The 14,571-nt window shown below is 72.7% G+C and carries 11 protein-coding genes, 8 pseudogenes and 1 riboswitch; of the genes and pseudogenes, 7 read left to right on the top strand and 12 right to left on the bottom strand.

Annotated features, from left to right (window positions below; translation table 11 throughout):
- Positions 1 to 6 precede the first annotated feature (6 nt).
- A complete protein-coding gene (locus G5V59_RS00625; RefSeq protein WP_278255253.1) occupies positions 7 to 1,245 on the top strand; it encodes an NAD(P)H-binding protein in 1,239 nt (412 codons plus the stop codon).
- 151 nt (positions 1,246 to 1,396) lie between these two features.
- On the opposite strand, the gene G5V59_RS00620 is transcribed toward G5V59_RS00625, so the two are convergent.
- From G5V59_RS00620 to G5V59_RS00555, 12 genes and pseudogenes are all read right to left on the bottom strand, one after another.
- Positions 1,397 to 1,825: a precorrin-6A/cobalt-precorrin-6A reductase gene (locus G5V59_RS00620; protein WP_278259542.1), complete on the bottom strand. Its 429-nt coding sequence runs from the start codon at positions 1,823 to 1,825 to the stop codon at positions 1,397 to 1,399.
- A pseudogene (locus G5V59_RS00615) lies at positions 1,786 to 2,157 on the bottom strand (precorrin-6A/cobalt-precorrin-6A reductase); the annotation flags it as partial. The pseudogene G5V59_RS00615 and the gene G5V59_RS00620, both read right to left, overlap by 40 nt.
- 12 nt (positions 2,158 to 2,169) lie before the next feature.
- Positions 2,170 to 3,543: pseudogene (locus tag G5V59_RS00610) on the bottom strand (cobyric acid synthase); the annotation flags it as partial.
- 109 nt (positions 3,544 to 3,652) lie between these two features.
- Positions 3,653 to 4,015 carry a hypothetical protein gene (locus tag G5V59_RS00605; protein ID WP_278255252.1) on the bottom strand — a complete coding sequence of 121 codons (363 nt, stop codon included), beginning with the start codon at positions 4,013 to 4,015 and terminating at the stop codon, positions 3,653 to 3,655.
- Complete coding sequence (locus G5V59_RS00600) at positions 4,002 to 4,421, bottom strand: SAM-dependent methyltransferase (RefSeq protein WP_278259541.1); 420 nt, start codon at positions 4,419 to 4,421, stop codon at positions 4,002 to 4,004. Before G5V59_RS00600 ends, G5V59_RS00605 begins: the two co-directional genes overlap by 14 nt.
- A gap of 318 nt (positions 4,422 to 4,739) precedes the next feature.
- On the bottom strand, positions 4,740 to 5,984 hold the full coding sequence (locus G5V59_RS00595) for a cobaltochelatase subunit CobN (RefSeq protein ID WP_278255251.1): 1,245 nt from the start codon (positions 5,982 to 5,984) through the stop codon (positions 4,740 to 4,742).
- 284 nt (positions 5,985 to 6,268) lie between these two features.
- Positions 6,269 to 6,397 (bottom strand): annotated as a pseudogene (locus tag G5V59_RS00590) (cobaltochelatase subunit CobN); the annotation flags it as partial.
- 161 nt (positions 6,398 to 6,558) lie between these two features.
- A pseudogene (locus tag G5V59_RS00585) lies at positions 6,559 to 7,113 on the bottom strand (cobaltochelatase subunit CobN); the annotation flags it as partial.
- Positions 7,089 to 8,121: pseudogene (locus G5V59_RS35390) on the bottom strand (cobaltochelatase subunit CobN). The pseudogenes G5V59_RS35390 and G5V59_RS00585, both read right to left, overlap by 25 nt.
- Positions 8,122 to 8,378: 257 nt before the next feature.
- Positions 8,379 to 8,456, bottom strand: a riboswitch (cobalamin riboswitch).
- Positions 8,441 to 10,234 carry an AMP-binding protein gene (locus tag G5V59_RS00565; RefSeq protein WP_278255248.1) on the bottom strand — a complete coding sequence of 598 codons (1,794 nt, stop codon included), beginning with the start codon at positions 10,232 to 10,234 and terminating at the stop codon, positions 8,441 to 8,443. Its footprint overlaps the riboswitch before it by 16 nt.
- Positions 10,235 to 10,274: 40 nt before the next feature.
- Positions 10,275 to 10,367 (bottom strand): annotated as a pseudogene (locus tag G5V59_RS00560) (hypothetical protein); the annotation flags it as partial.
- Positions 10,368 to 10,535: 168 nt separating this feature from the next.
- Positions 10,536 to 11,345 carry a TetR/AcrR family transcriptional regulator gene (locus G5V59_RS00555; RefSeq protein ID WP_278255247.1) on the bottom strand — a complete coding sequence of 270 codons (810 nt, stop codon included), beginning with the start codon at positions 11,343 to 11,345 and terminating at the stop codon, positions 10,536 to 10,538.
- A gap of 609 nt (positions 11,346 to 11,954) precedes the next feature.
- Here G5V59_RS00555 and G5V59_RS00550 point away from each other — a divergent pair.
- From G5V59_RS00550 to G5V59_RS00525, 6 genes and pseudogenes are all read left to right on the top strand, one after another.
- A complete protein-coding gene (locus tag G5V59_RS00550; RefSeq protein WP_278255246.1) occupies positions 11,955 to 12,938 on the top strand; it encodes a hypothetical protein in 984 nt (327 codons plus the stop codon).
- Positions 12,848 to 13,111 carry an SRPBCC family protein gene (locus G5V59_RS00545; RefSeq protein ID WP_341350803.1) on the top strand — a complete coding sequence of 88 codons (264 nt, stop codon included), beginning with the start codon at positions 12,848 to 12,850 and terminating at the stop codon, positions 13,109 to 13,111. The genes G5V59_RS00550 and G5V59_RS00545 overlap by 91 nt, the downstream gene beginning before the upstream one ends.
- Positions 13,111 to 13,401 (top strand): hypothetical protein, encoded by a 291-nt coding sequence (locus G5V59_RS00540; RefSeq protein WP_278255244.1) that lies wholly within the window; start codon positions 13,111 to 13,113, stop codon positions 13,399 to 13,401. Before G5V59_RS00545 ends, G5V59_RS00540 begins: the two co-directional genes overlap by 1 nt.
- Entirely contained in the window at positions 13,292 to 13,984 is a 693-nt protein-coding gene (locus G5V59_RS00535; RefSeq protein WP_341351109.1) for a MaoC/PaaZ C-terminal domain-containing protein, read from the top strand. The genes G5V59_RS00540 and G5V59_RS00535 overlap by 110 nt, the downstream gene beginning before the upstream one ends.
- 31 nt (positions 13,985 to 14,015) lie before the next feature.
- Positions 14,016 to 14,276 (top strand): annotated as a pseudogene (locus G5V59_RS00530) (SDR family NAD(P)-dependent oxidoreductase); the annotation flags it as partial.
- A 22-nt stretch (positions 14,277 to 14,298) separates the two neighbouring features.
- A pseudogene (locus tag G5V59_RS00525) lies at positions 14,299 to 14,526 on the top strand (SDR family NAD(P)-dependent oxidoreductase); the annotation flags it as partial.
- Positions 14,527 to 14,571 lie beyond the last annotated feature (45 nt).

The raw sequence follows: 14,571 nt of genomic DNA, 5'->3' as shown, positions 1-14,571 counted from the left end.
AGTCCCATGACCCTCGTCGTCACCGGCGCCACCGGTCACCTCGGCCGCCTCGTCGTCCCCGCCCTGCTCGCCAAGGGCGTCCCCGCCACCGACATCGTCGCGCTCGGCCGCGACGAGGCCCGCCTCGCCGAGCTCGCCGGGCTCGGCGTCACCACCCGCAAGGTCGACTACACCGACGCCGCCGCCGTCACCGAGGCGCTCGCCGGGGCCGACCGCGTGCTGCTCATCTCCGGCAGCGAGGTCGGCCAGCGCCTCGCCCAGCACCAGAACGTCATCGACGCGGCCAAGGCCGCCGGCGTGAGCCTGCTCGCCTACACGAGCATCCCGCACGCCGACACCAACGGCATGCAGGCTCGCGGCCGAGCACCGCGCCACCGAGGAGGCGATCGCCGCCTCCGGGCTGCCGTCGTCCTTCCTGCGCAACAGGCTGGTACGTCGAGAACTACAGCGGCCAGGCTCCCGACCTACCTCGAGCACGGCACCGTCCTCGGCGCCGCGGGCGACGGCAAGGTCAGCGCCGCGACGCGCGCCGACTTCGCCGAGGCCGCCGCGGCCGTGCTGGTCGCCGAGCAGCCGAAGCCCGTCTACGGGCTCGGTGGCGCCGCGTTCACCCTGGCCGAGCCTGGCGGCCACCGTCAGCGAGGTGAGCGGGCAGCAGGTGACCTACACCGACGTGCCGGCCGAGGAGCCTGCAGAAGGTGCTCGAGGGCGCCGGCCTGCCCGCGCCGTACGCCGCCGTGCTCGCCGACGCCGACCTCGGCCTCGGCCGCGGCGAGCTCGAGGTCGACACCGCCGACCTGGAGTCGCTGCTCGGCCGCCCGGCCACCTCCCTGGCGGAGGGGCTGCGCGCCGCGCTCTGACCTCGGCGAGGACCCGTGTGCTCCTCGCCGGTCGCGGGCATCATCGAGCCATGACGACGATCGACGAGGAGCACACCCGGCCCGAGGGCACCGACGACCTGACCGTCGAGGCTCTCGGCAAGATCTCCGAGGCGCTGGAGGCGGTCGAGATCGCGCGCGGGCACCTCTACACCTTCCACCGGCTCAGCGGCACCGCCGACCTCACCCTCGGGGAGGGTGTGGACCAGCCTGCGCGAAGCCGGGCACACCGAGATCGCCGACCGGATCGAGCGCGAGTCCGGTCGGGCGCAACGTGCTCCAGGGCCGGTGGACCTTCCAGGTGGTCGAGGAGTACGACGACGGCTACTACGCCGCGTTCAAGGAGACTCGACCGCTTCGCTCGTGACCAGGCTCGTCGAGGGCAAGCGGCACCTCTACGAGGCGGAGATGAAGGAGGACCGGCGCACCGACGGCCGGCCCGGCCACGAGGCGACGCCCTGATCGGGGGCTCCGGGGCGCGCGTCGCAACTACCGAATTTGCTGTCCAGCGGGTCGATTCACCGCAGATTCGGTAGTTGAAGCGAGGACCGGAGCCAGGCGAGCACGTCCTCCACCGCGTCGACGGTCCGTACGCCGGGCGGGGGCGCCGGGCGGCGGACCAGGACGACCGGCATCCGCCGCTCCTCGGCGGCCGCCATCTTCGGCCAGGTGTGCTCGCCGCCGGAGTCCTTGGTGACCAGCACGTCACGGTCGGCGAGCAGTGCCCGCTCCCCCTCCAGCGTGTAGGGGCCTCGCGAGGTGAGCAGGCTCCCACGCCGGGGGAACCTCCATCTCCGGCGGGTCCACCACCCGGGCGAGCACCTCGTGCTCGCCGAGAGCGGGCACGAACCGGGCCAGGCTCCTGGCGGCCGACCGTCAGGAACGGCCGGCTGCCGAGCTCGCCCGCGACGGTCGCGGCCTGCTCGTGGGTGTCCACCCAGATCCACGACGGGGTCGCGCGCTCGGCCCAGCCGGGGCGCTGTAGGCGCAGCAGCGGCACGTCCTCGGCCGCGCAGGCCGCTGCGGCGTTGCGGCTGATCCCCTGCGCGAAGGGGTGCGTCGCGTCCACCACGACATCGAAGTCCGCGAGCGCGGCGCGGAGGCCCTCGACCCCGCCGAACCCGCCGATCCGCACCTCGCCGACCGGGAGCCGGGGCCGGGCGACGCGGCCGGCCAGCGAGGAGACCACGGCGACGCCGTCCTCCACGAGTCGCGCCGCCAGCGCCCGGGCCTCACCGGTCCCGCCCAGCAGCAGCACCCTCGCCGGGCCGGCACTCATCGGGTCAGGCTCCAGCAGCGCATCCAGGTCCAGGTGCTCCTCGACCAGGTCGCCGAGCAGGTCCAGCCGGGCCGCGCGGGCCGCCGGGAAGGACGCGGCCGACTCCACACCGAGCGCGTCTCGAAGAAAGGCGGCTCGGGTCGCGTCGTCCTCCAGGCTGCCGTGCACCATCGTGCCGCTGACCGGACCGTTGCTCGTGGAGCCGGTGACGCGGCCGTGGTGGATCTCGTAGCCCGCGGGCTCCACCAGGGTGAGCCGCTTCTCCGCGCCGAAGCGGGTGGTCAGGTCGAGCAGGCCGAGCCCCGCGACCGGCGCCCCCGGTGCGCCCTCGACGCCGTCGGGGTCCTCGATCCGTGCACCGAGCATCTGGCAGCCCCCGCAGATCCCGAGCACCGGCCGTCCGGCCGCCGCGTGCCGCTGGATCGCGAGGTCCAGGCCGCGCTCGCGCAGCCACGCCAGGTCGGCGAGCGTGGCCCGGGTGCCGGGCAGCACCACCAGGTCCGCGTCCGCGAGCCGCGCCGGATCGGAGACGAAGCGCACGTCCAGACCCGGCTCCAGCCCGAGCGCGTCGACATCGGTGAAGTTGCTGATCCGCGGCAGCCGGACCACCGCCACCGTGCGCGCGTCCGCGCCGGTGGGCGCCCGGCGACCCTCCAGGTCGAGGGCGTCCTCAGAGTCCAGCCAGAGCCCGGGATGCCAGGGCAGCACGCCGAAGGTGGGCCGTCCGGTGCGCGCCTGCAGGTCGGCGAGCCCCGGGCGGAGGAGGTCGACGTCGCCGCGGAACTTGTTGACGACGTACCCCTTGACGAGGGCCTGGTCCGCCTCGTCCAGCAGCATCAGCGTCCCGTACGCCGCCGCGAACCACCCGCCGCGGTCGATGTCGCCCACGACCACCGTCGGCACGTCACCGTGCCGCGCGAGGCCCATGTTGACGTAGTCGCTGGCGCGCAGGTTGATCTCCGCGGGGCTGCCCGCGCCCTCCGCGACCACCAGGTCGAAACGGCCGCGCAGGTCGTCGAAGGCCGCGAACGCGGTCTCGGCCAGCCGGGCCCGGCCGTCGTGCCAGTCGCGCGCGGAGACCTCGCCGTCCGGCCTTCCCATCCGCACCACGTGGCTGCGGCGGTCGCTGCCGGGCTTGAGCAGCACTGGGTTCATCGCGACCTCGGGCTCCACGCCCGCCGCCAGCGCCTGCACCCACTGCGCCCGGCCGATCTCCCCCGGCTCGCCGTCGGGCCCGCGCACGACCATCGAGTTGTTGGACATGTTCTGCGCCTTGTACGGCGCCACCCGCATCCCGCGCCGCGCGAACGCCCGGCACAGCCCGGTCGTCACCACGCTCTTGCCCGCGTCCGAGGTCATCCCCGCCACGAGGAGCGCGCCGCTCATCGGGGGGCTCCGTGCGGTTGCAGGAATACCCGCTTAAGCGGGGATTCCCGCGGTTCCTGGCCGTTGCAACGGTCAAGAACCGCGAGGAAACGGCAAGAACCCCGCGCCCTCATCCGCGCTTCCCGCGGAACACGTGGCGCTGCAGCGACGCCGGGACCGGGCCGCCGTCGCGAACCCAGTCGACGACCGCCGCGGTGCTCGCCGAGGACAGCACGCCGCCGAGCCAGAAGTCCTTCGGCCGTCGGCCGCCGGGGTTCCAGGTGAAGTCGCGCACCAGGACGACGTTCGACCGGTCGCACTCGTCGAGGCAGTCGACCACCCGGACCCGCACCCGCGGCCCGCGCCGCCCGGCGGGGTCGTCGAGCGCCTCGATCTCGTCACGCTGGGTGCGGTGGTCGGCGTCGGGGTGCTTCTTGACGGTGCCGCAGCAGCAGTCGCGGCACAGCAGCACGTCGCGCTCAGGCAGCGCCATCGGCGGGCCTCCTCAGCAGGAACAGGTCCATCACCCAGCCCGCCTCGGCCTTCGCCTCCGCGCGCGCCGCCTCGATGGCGCCGAGCACGTCGCCGACCCGGCCGCTCAGCAGCCGCTGCCCTGCCCCGCCGAGGTTCGCACCCCACCAGATGTCCCAGTCGGCGAAGCCGTCGAGGTCCACGCCCGCGGTCAGCATCACCACGAGGTTGTCCTGCCCGGCGGCGACGTCCGCGCGCAGCCGGCGCGCGGTGGTGACGTGGACCGGCCGGCCGACCTCGTGCAGCACGATCGCGTGCTGGGCGGCCAGCGCCTGCGGGGCGCTGATCCCGGGGAGCACGTCGAAGGGGGCGCCGAGCTCCCGGACGATGCGGATCGTGCCGTCGTAGAGCGACGGGTCGCCCCACACCAGGAACGCACAGGTCCCACCGCGCGCGTCCAGCACGGCGCGGTAGGCGGCCAGCCGGGCGGCGTACCAGTCGGCGACGGCGCCCTCGTAGCCCGCCCGGTCCAGCCCCGGCGAGCGGTCCCGCTCCGGATCGCGTACGACGACCAGGCTCCACCCCGTGCGCGTCGGCCACCGCCTGCCGCACGGCCAGCAGCGGGTCGTCGTCGCCCTTCTGCACCGCGAGCGCGTAGTCGCACCCGCGCAGCGCCTCGGCCACCTCCGGCGTGACGTGCTGCGGCCCCATCCCGAAGCCGAGGACGCGGATCTCGACGGGCTCGGTCACCGAGCGTCGTCCTCCAGGTCGCCCTCGACCTCGAGGTAGGCCGCCTGCAGCGCGGCCAGCACCTCGGGGTCGGGCTCGGCCCACAGCCCGCGGTCCTTGGCCTCGTGCAGCCGCTCGACGATGCTGCGCAGCGCCCAGGGGTTCGACCTCCGCAGGAACTCCTGGTTGGTCTCGTCGAGGACGTACTCCTTGGCCAGCGACTCGTACATCCAGTCGTGCACCACGCCCGCGGTCGCGTCGAAGCCGAACAGGTAGTCGACGGTCGCGGCCAGCTCGAAGGCGCCCTTGTAGCCGTGCCGCTGCATCGCGCCGATCCAGCGCGGGTTGACCACGCGGGCCCGGAAGACCCGGTTGGTCTCCTCCTGCAGGGTGCGCGTGCGTACGGCGTCGGGCGTGGTCGAGTCGCCGACGTAGGCCTTGGGGTCGGAGCCGGTGAGCGCACGGACGGTGGCGACCATCCCGCCGTGGTACTGGAAGTAGTCGTCGCTGTCGGCGATGTCGTGCTCGCGGGTGTCGATGTTCTTGGCGGCGACCTTGATCCGCCGGTAGTTCGCGCGCATGTCGTCGGAGGCCGGTACGCCGTCGAGGTCGCGCCCGTAGGCGAAGCCGCCCCAGGCGGTGTAGACCTCGGCGAGGTCGGCGTCGTCGCGCCAGGTGCCGGACTCGACGGCCTGCAGGATGCCGGCGCCGTAGGAGCCGGGCTTGGAGCCGAAGATCCGGGTCGTGGCCCGCCGCTCGTCGCCGTGCTCGGCGACGTCGGCCTGCGCGTGCGCCCGGACGTAGTTCCGGTCCGCGGGCTCGTCGAGCTCGGCCACCATCCGCACCGCGTCGTCGAGCATCGCGACCACGTGCGGGAAGGCGTCGCGGAAGAACCCGGAGATCCGCACGGTGACGTCGATGCGGGGCCGGCCGAGCTCCTCCAGCGGGATGATCGTCAGCCGGTGCACCCGCTTGGACGCCTCGTCCCACTCCGGGCGCACCCCGAGCAGGGCCAGCACCTCGGCGATGTCGTCGCCGGAGGTGCGCATCGCGGACGTGCCCCACACCGAGAGGCCGACGGAGGTGGGGTAGGCGCCCTCCTCCTCGACGTAGCGCTGCACGAGCGAGTCCGCCATCGCCTGGCCGGTCTCCCAGGCCAGTCGGGAGGGCACCGCACGCGGGTCGACGGTGTAGAAGTTGCGCCCGGTCGGCAGCACGTTGACCAGGCCGCGCAGCGGCGACCCGGACGGGCCGGACGGCACGAACCCACCGGCGAGGGCGTGCAGGGTGTGGTCGAGACTCGTCGGTGGTGCGGGCCAGCCGCGGGACCACCTCGGTCGCGGCGAAGGTGAGCACCTGGCGCACGGCCGGGTCGGCGTGCAGGTCGGCGACCCGGGCCGGGTCCCACGACGCCTTCTCCATCGCCTCGACCAGGCTCGCGGGCCTCCGCCTCGACCCGGTCCACCTCGGTCGTCGGGGCGTCCGGAGCGAGCCCGAGCGCCGACCGCAGCCCCGGCACGGCGTGCGACTGGCCGCCCCAGACCTGGGCCGCGCGCAGGATGGCGAGCACCAGGTTGACCCGGCCCTCGCCCTCGGGCGCCTGGCCCAGCACGTGCAGGCCGTCGCGGATCTGGACGTCCTTGATCTCGCACAGCCAGCCGTCGACGTGCAGCAGGAAGTCGTCGAAGTCGTCGTCCTCGGGCTTCTCGTCGAGGCCGAGGTCGCGGTGCAGACTCGGCGGCGTGCATGAGTCGCCAGATCTCCCCGCGGATGGCCGCGAGCCTTGCTCGGGTCCATCGCGGAGATCTTGTCGTACTCCTCCAGCAGTCCCTCCAGGCGCGCGATGTCGCCGTAGGACTCCGCGCGGGCCATCGGCGGGACCAGGTGATCGACGATCGTGGCGTGCGCACGGCGCTTGGCCTGCGCGCCCTCGCCCGGGTCGTTGACGAGGAAGGGGTAGATCAGCGGCATGCTGCCGATCGCGGCGTCGGTGCCGCAGGAGGCCGACAGGGCGGCGTTCTTGCCGGGCAGCCACTCCATCGAGCCGTGCTTGCCGAGGTGCACGACGGCGTGCGCGCCGAAGCCGTGCTCCACCCAGCGGTACGCCGCCAGGTAGTGGTGCGAGGGCGCGAGGTCCGGGTCGTGGTAGATCGCGACTGGGTTCTCCCCGAAGCCGCGGGGCGGCTGGATCATCAGCACCACGTTGCCCGCGCGCAGGGTCGCCAGCACGATCTCGCCGCTGTCGTTGACGAACAGCGTGCCGGGCGAGGCGCCCCACGCCTCGACCATCCCGTCGCGCAGGTCGTCGGGCAGGTCGGCGGTCCACGCGTCGTACTCCGCCTTGGTGACGCGGACGTGCGCGTCGGTCAGGCCTGGACCGAGGTCAGCCACTCCTCGTCCTGCCCGCCCGCCGCGATCAGGGCGTGGATGAGGGTGTCGCCGGCGACCGTGTCGTCCTCGATGTCCAGCACGCCGAAGCCGTCGCCCACGTCGTAGCCCGCGTCCCGCAGCCGGCGCAGCAGCCGGACCGCCGAGACGGGGGTGTCGAGGCCGACGGCGTTGCCGATCCGCGAGTGCTTGGTCGGGTAGGCGCTGAGCATCAGCGCGATCCGCTTGTCGGCGTTCGCGACGCGGCGCAGCCGGGCGTAGCCCACCGCGAGGCCGGCCACCCGCTCGCAGCGCTCCGGGTCGGCGACGTACGACGGCAGGCCGGCCGGGTCCAGGCTCCTTGAACGAGAAGGGCGCGGTGCTGATCCGCCCGTCGAACTCCGGGATCGCGACCTGGTTGGCGTAGTCCAGCGGGGTGACACCGTCGTCGGAGGCCAGCCACTCCTCGCGGCTGCTGGTCAGGCACAGGCCCTGCAGGACGGGGATGTCGAGCGCGGCGATGCGCTCCACGTCCCAGGTCTCGTCCTCCCCACCGGCGCTCACCGCTGCAGGCGTGCTGCCACCCGCGGCGAGCACGGTGACGACCAGCGCGTCCAGGGTGCCGAGGGCGTCGAAGAGGTCGTCGGGCGCCGAGCGCAGCGAGCCCGCGAAGATCGGTACGCCGACGGCCTCCCCCGTCGCGTCGATCGCGTCGCACAGGGCGTGGGCGAAGCCGGTGTTCCCGCTCGCGTGGTGGGCTCGGTAGAACAGCACGCCGACCCGGGCCAGGTCCGTGCCGGCCGGCGCGGAGGGGCGCTCCACCAGGCCCCAGGCCGGGATCACCTCGGGCGCCTCGAAGCCCTCTCCGGTGAGCAGCACGGTGTCGGAGAGGAAGGCGTGCAGGCTGGGCGAGGTTCCGCGGGCCACCCTCGGCGAGGTAGCGGTGCGCCTCGGCCGCGATGCCCACCGGCACCGTGGACAGGCTCCATCAGGCTCCGCGTTCGGCGTCTGCTCGCCGCCGAGCACGACCATCGGCTTGCCGGTCGCCCGGATCCGCTCGAAGCCGCCGCACAGGTCCTGCGGGCCGCCGAGGATGCGCGCCACGACCAGGTCGGCCGCCTCGATCGCGGCCGCCATGTCGGTGTGCCCGGGCCGGCCCGGGTTCGCCCAGGTGTAGTCCGCGCCACTGGCCCGTGCGGAGAGCAGGTCGGTGTCGGACGTGGACAGGAGTGCGATGCGCACGGTTCCTCCTCGGGGTTCGCGCCCCTCATCGGTGGTGCGTCCGTGCGCAGTGTCTGGCTCCCCCTGCCGTGGTGCACGCAGGGGTCACAGTGGCGGAACCGCCCCGGTCTCACACCGGGTTCCTGCCGCACGGACCTGAGGGCACAGAGCCTACGGTGGTGCCATGCAGGCGCAGGCGAGTGGTCTCCAGGTCTCGGTGCACGGACACCCCAACGCCGACACGCTGCTGCTCTGGCACCCGCTGGTCCGCACCGACCCGGACGGCGTGGCCGCGCTCGCCAGCCGGGTCGCCACCCGCAGTGGGGTGCGGGTCGTCGTACCGGTCTGGGAGGACGGGCGCGACCTGCTCCGCTCGGTCCGCTACGCCCGCGAGTCGTCGGTGCACCCACCGGACGCCCTCTCCGTGGTGGGGTACGCCGACGCGGGGATCGCCGCGCTCAGCCTCGCCCTCCACCAGCGCCGCCTCGGGATCGGGCTGACCCGGGTGACCTGCGTCGACGGTGGCCCGGACCTCACCGACCCGATCAGCGGCCAGCCGCTGGGCGACGCGGTCCCGGTGCCGGTGGAGACCGCGGTCGACGTGGTCGACGGGGACGGCGACTGGGCCACGAGGACCGTGGCGGCCTGGACGGCCGCCGGGTGGGCGGCCGGCCTGGTGCCCGCGGATCAGTTCACCTGGCGGGTGAACCCCTCCCAGTAGGGCGCGCGCAGCCTTGAACTTCTGCAGGCTTGCCGGTCGCCGTGCGGGCCAGGCTCGTCGCGGAACTCCACCGACGTCGGCGCCTTGTAGCCCGCCAGCCGGTCCTTGCACCAGCGGATCAGGCTCGGTCTCCATCTCCGGCCCGGCCTGGGCGTCGCCGGTCAGCACGACGAGGGCCTTGATGGTCTCGCCCCACTTCTCGCTCGGCACGCCGATCACGGCCACCTCCGCGACCGCCGGGTGCGAGAAGAGCGTGTCCTCGACCTCGATCGACGTGACGTTCTCGCCGCCGGTGATGATCACGTCCTTCTTGCGGTCGGCGATCGTCAGGTAGCCGTCCTCGCCGAGGTAGCCGCCGTCCCCGGTGTGGAACCAGTCGTCCGCCAGCGCGGCGGCCGACTCCTCCGGCTGCTCCCAGTAGCCCTCGAGCACCACGTTGGAGCGGGCCAGCACCTCCCCGGCACCCTCCTCGGACTCGTCGATCTTGAGCCTGCACGCCGAGCGCGGGCGCGCCCGCCCGGGTCGGGCTTGTGCGCGCGCTCCTCGGCGGGCAGGTCGTCCCACTCGGCGCGGGTGCGGTTGAAGGTGAGCAGCGGCGAGGTCTCGGTGAGGCCGTAGATCTGGATGAACTCCCAGCCCAGGCTCCTCCTGCACGCGGATCACGGTCTTCGTCGGCGGCGGCGCGCCGGCCATGATGATCCGCACCTTGTCGCGCCCGGGGATCTCGCCCTCCCAGGTCTGTGCGGCCTCCAGCACCGCCGCCGCGACCGCGGGGGCGGCGCACATCACGGTGACGCCGTGGTCGCGCACCCGGCGCAGGATCTCCGCGCCGTCGACCTTGCGCAGGATGACGTGCCGCGCGCCGATCCCGGTCATCGCGAAGGGCATCCCCCAGCCGTTGGCGTGGAACTGCGGCAGCGTGTGCAGGTAGACGTCGCGGTCGCTGATCTGGGCGTGCAGGCCGAAGGTGAGGGCGTTGACCCAGATGTTGCGGTGCGTGATCTGCACGCCCTTGGGCCGCGCGGTGGTGCCGGAGGTGTAGTTGATCGTGGCGGTGGCGCCCTCGTCGTGGGCCCACGGGGCGGGCTCGGCCCCCTCCGCGGCGTACAGGTCCTCGTCGTCGCCGATCAGGAACTTGTGCTCGCAGGTGACCCCCGCCAGCGACTCCTCGAGTCTCGGGGTCGAGGTAGAGCACCCGCGCACCGGAGTGGTCGACGATGTACTGCACCTCGTCGGGGCTGAGCCGGAAGTTCACCGGCACGAGCACGCGACCCCAGCCGCTGACCCCGAAGAAGGAGGTCAGCAGGCGGCTGCTGTTGTGGCTGACGACGGCCACCCGCTCGCCGACGGCGATGCCGAGGCTCGTCCAGCCTCGCGGCCTGGCACCGCGCCAGCGCGCCGATCTGCGCGTAGGTGAGACTCGCCCTGGCTCGCGGCCGGCTGGGTGGGCTCGTCCACGACACCGACGCGCTCGCCGTACACCTGGACGGCGCGGTCGAGGAAGTCATTGACGCTGAAGGGGACGAACACGGGCGGCCTCCGGGCACTCGGGGGTTGTGACGCACACCACCCTAGAGCCGCGGCGGTCGCGGCGACCCCCTCGAAAGGAGGGATCAGCCGGGCAGCGGCCGGTCCAGGTCGATGTCGAGCCTTGGCGAGGGCGGCCGCGCCGAGGATCTGCCCACAGGCGCCCTCGGTCAGGAAGCGGCTCAGCCCGGCGGCGCTGCTGCGGGTGGCGGGGTTGGCGCTCAGCCAGCCGTTGACGACGCTGTCGGTCATCCCGACCAGACCGGTGGCGAGGTCGGCGACCAGCCCGCGCGGCACCTTGCGCGGCGCGCTCATGGGCACCAGCAGGCCCTCGATGATCTCGGTCGCCATCTGCACGAACCCGGCCTTGCCGCCGAACATCGCGGGCGAGCCGTGCTCGGGGTGGCTGGCGGAGCCGGAGCCGAGGAAGCGGTGCAGGCTCGGCATGCTCCTGCACCCACTCGACGTACGTCGTGACGGCGCGGCGCACGGCGGCGCGGATCGTGCCGCGCACCACCAGCGCCGGCGCGAGGTCGGCGACCATGCTCTCGACGATGCGCTGGCGGATCTGCTCGTCGAGGTCCTCGCGGTCCTTGAACAGGCGGTAGACGACCGAGCGCGGCACGCCGGCCTCGGCGGCGATCGTGGCCACCCCGGCGTCGCCGTTGCCGGCGTCGATCATCGCGATCGCGGTCGTCAGGATCCGCTCGTGGCGGTTCTGGCGGTGCTCGTCCCAACGCGCGTCGCGGCCGTCTGCCTTCTCTTCGCGGGTCGCTGCCGGGGTCATGGCGGTGAACTCTAGTGGAAGTCCTTGACTGGACACACTGTCCAATCTACTTTTGCCCGGACACGCTGTCCAAGGAAGGGGCTCACTCGATGAGCAACAAGGTGTACGTCGTCGGCGTCGGCATGACGAAGTTCGAGAAGCCCGGCTCGCGGGACTGGGACTACCCCGACATGGCCAAGGAGGCCGGGACCAAGGCCCTCACCGACGCGGGGATCGACTACCGCGAGGTGGAGCAGGCCTACGTCGGCTACGTCTACGGCGAGTCGACCTCGGGTCAGCGCGCCGTCTACGAGACTCGGCATGAGCGGCATCCCGGTCGTCAACGTCAACAACAACTGCTCCACCGGCTCCACCGCGCTCTACCTGGCCACCCAGGCGATCCGCGGCGGCCTCGCCGAGTGCACGCTGGCGCTCGGCTTCGAGAAGATGCAGCCCGGCTCCCTCGGCTCGACGTACGACGACCGCGAGCAGCCGATGATGAAGCACCTGCTCGCCCTCGCCGAGCTCCAGGAGTTCGCGATGCCGCCCGCGCCGTACATGTTCGGGGCGGCGGGCAAGGAGCACCAGGAGCGCTACGGCACGACGAACGAGCAGTTCGCGAAGGTCGGCGTGAAGAACCACCGGCACTCCGCCAACAACCCCTACGCGCAGTTCCAGGACGTCTACACGCTCGAGGAGATCCTCGCCTCGCGCCAGGTCTACGGCCCGCTGACGAAGCCTGCAGTGCTCGCCGACCTCCGACGGCTCCGGCGCGGTGATCCTCGCCGGCGAGGCGTTCGTCGACAAGCACGGCCTCGGCGACCAGGCCGTGGAGATCATCGGCCAGTCGATGGTCACCGACATGGACAACACCTTCACCGACAAGTCGGCGCAGTCGCTGGTCGGCAAGGAGATGACACGCACGGCCGCGCAGAAGGTCTACGAGCAGGCCGGCATCGGCGCGGACGACATCGACGTCATCGAGCCTGCACGACTGCTTCTCCGCCAACGAGCCTGCTGACCTACGAGGCACTCGGCCTGTGCGGCGAGGGCGAGGCCGGCAAGGCTCATCGACAACGACGACACGACGTACGGCGGCCGCTGGGTCGTCAACCCCTCCGGCGGCCTGATCTCCAAGGGCCACCCCCTGGGCGCCACCGGCCTCGCGCAGTGCAGCGAGACTCACCTGGCAGCCTGCGCGGCACCGCGGAGGCCCGCCAGGTGGAGTCCGCCGCCGGCAAGGACGGCGTCGCCCTCCAGCACAACATCGGCCTCGGCGGGGCGGTCGTCGTGACCGCCTACCGCAAGGCGAGACTGACAACAACTCAACCAGAAGGAAGATCAAAGAACATGGCAAGCGTCTCCGTCACCCAGGCCCTCCCCGTCGACCCGCAGACCGCGTGGGACCGGCTCACCGACCTCGCGAGCCTGGGAGAACTGGCTCACCATCCACCAGGGCTGGAAGTCCGAGCCTCCCGACCGAGGTCACCCAGGGCACCCAGATCACCGAGGTCGTCTCGGTCATGGGCATGGCCAACAAGATCGAGTGGACCGTCAGCGAGGTCGACGCCCCGAACAGCGTCGCCATCGAGGGCACCGGCATGGCCGGCGTGAAGGTGAAGTTCGCGCTCTCCGTCGCGCCCGCCGAGACCGGCTCGAGCATCACCATGGACGCCGACTTCAACGGCACCATGATCGTCGGCCCGATCGGCAAGGCCGTCGCGAAGAACGCGCAGGCCGACCTCGAGGCCTCGCTGGAGAAGTTCGCCGCGCAGGTGGCTGCCTGATGACGACGGCGGTGACCTTCGAGGGCTCCGGCCTCGGCCAGTGGACCGAAGACCAGGTCTTCGAGGTCACCGCCGAGCGCATCGCGGAGTACGCCGCGGCGACCAACGACCCGATCGAGGCGCACCTGAAGGGCGAGTCTCGCCTCGCCGGTGTTCGCGGTCGTGCCCACCTTCTTCTCGATGGCGCCCGCCGCGCTGGAGGTGGCCCCCGTCGACCTGCTGATGAAGTCTGGTCCACGGCGAGCAGGACTTCCACTTCCACCGGCCGATCAGGCCGGGCGACGTACTGACCTGCAGGGCGCGGGCCACCGGCTACGCCTCGCTCAGCACCGGCTCGACCGTCGTGGTCTACGCCGAGACGCGCGACGCCGACGGCGAAGCCTGGTCAACGAGCAGTGGATCACCGCGTTCTTCCGCGGGGTGGACGCCGGCGGCACCGTCGGCGACCTGGCGCCGGGCCACGCGCTCGACGCCGCCGTGACGGCCGACGAGCCGGTCGCCACCGTCACCCAGCACGTCGACGACGACCAGACCTTCCGCTACTCCCCCGCCTCCGGCGACCCGATGCCGATCCACCTCGACGACGAGATCGCGAAGATGTCCGGCCTGCCGGGGATCATCAACCACGGCCTGTGCACGATGGCGTTCACCTCGTGGGCCGCGCTGGAGCAGTTCGCCGGCGGAGACGTCACCCGCCTGCGCCGCCTGGCGGTCCGCTTCGCCAGGCCGGTCCTGCCCGGCCAGGACATCACCACCCGCTTCTGGGACCTGCCGGCCGACGGCGCCACCGACGACGGCCGGCGCGCGGTGGGCTTCGAGACCTCGGTCGGCGACGACCTGGTCATCCGTGACGGCCTCGCCGTCTTCTCCTGACCTCCACGAACACCTCACGAAGGACATTCCCATGGGAACTCTCGACGGACGCATCGCCATCGTCACCGGAGCGGGCCGCGGCATCGGCCGTGAGCACGCGCTGCTCCTGGCCCGCGAGGGCGCGAAGGTGCTCGTCAACGACCTCGGCGGCGCCAACGACGGCTCCGGCTCGGACGCCGGCCCCGCCCAGGACGTGGTGAACGAGATCGCCGACGCCGGTGGCACCGCGGTCGCCAACACCGACAACGTCGCCACCTGGGACGGCGCGGAGCGGATGATCCAGCAGGCCGTCGAGCGAACTCGGCGGCCTCGACATCCTCGTCAACAACGCGGGCATCCTGCGCGACGCGTTCATCCCGAACCTCACCGAGGAGCAGTGGGACGCCGTCATCACCGTGCACCTCAAGGGGCACGCCGCGCCGCTGCACCACGCGGCGGCGTACTGGAAGACGCAGACCAAGGCGGGCGAGGAGGTCAACGCCTCGGTGATCAACACCGCCTCCGCGTCGGGGACCTTCATGCCCAACGCCGGGCAGGCCAACTACGGCGCCGCCAAGGCCGGCATCGCCGCGCTGACGCTGGTCGCG

The sequence above is a fragment of the Nocardioides convexus genome, assembly GCF_011090295.1.
The sequence above is the reverse complement of the archived record's forward strand: the minus strand, read 5'-3'. Positions and strand labels throughout refer to the sequence as shown.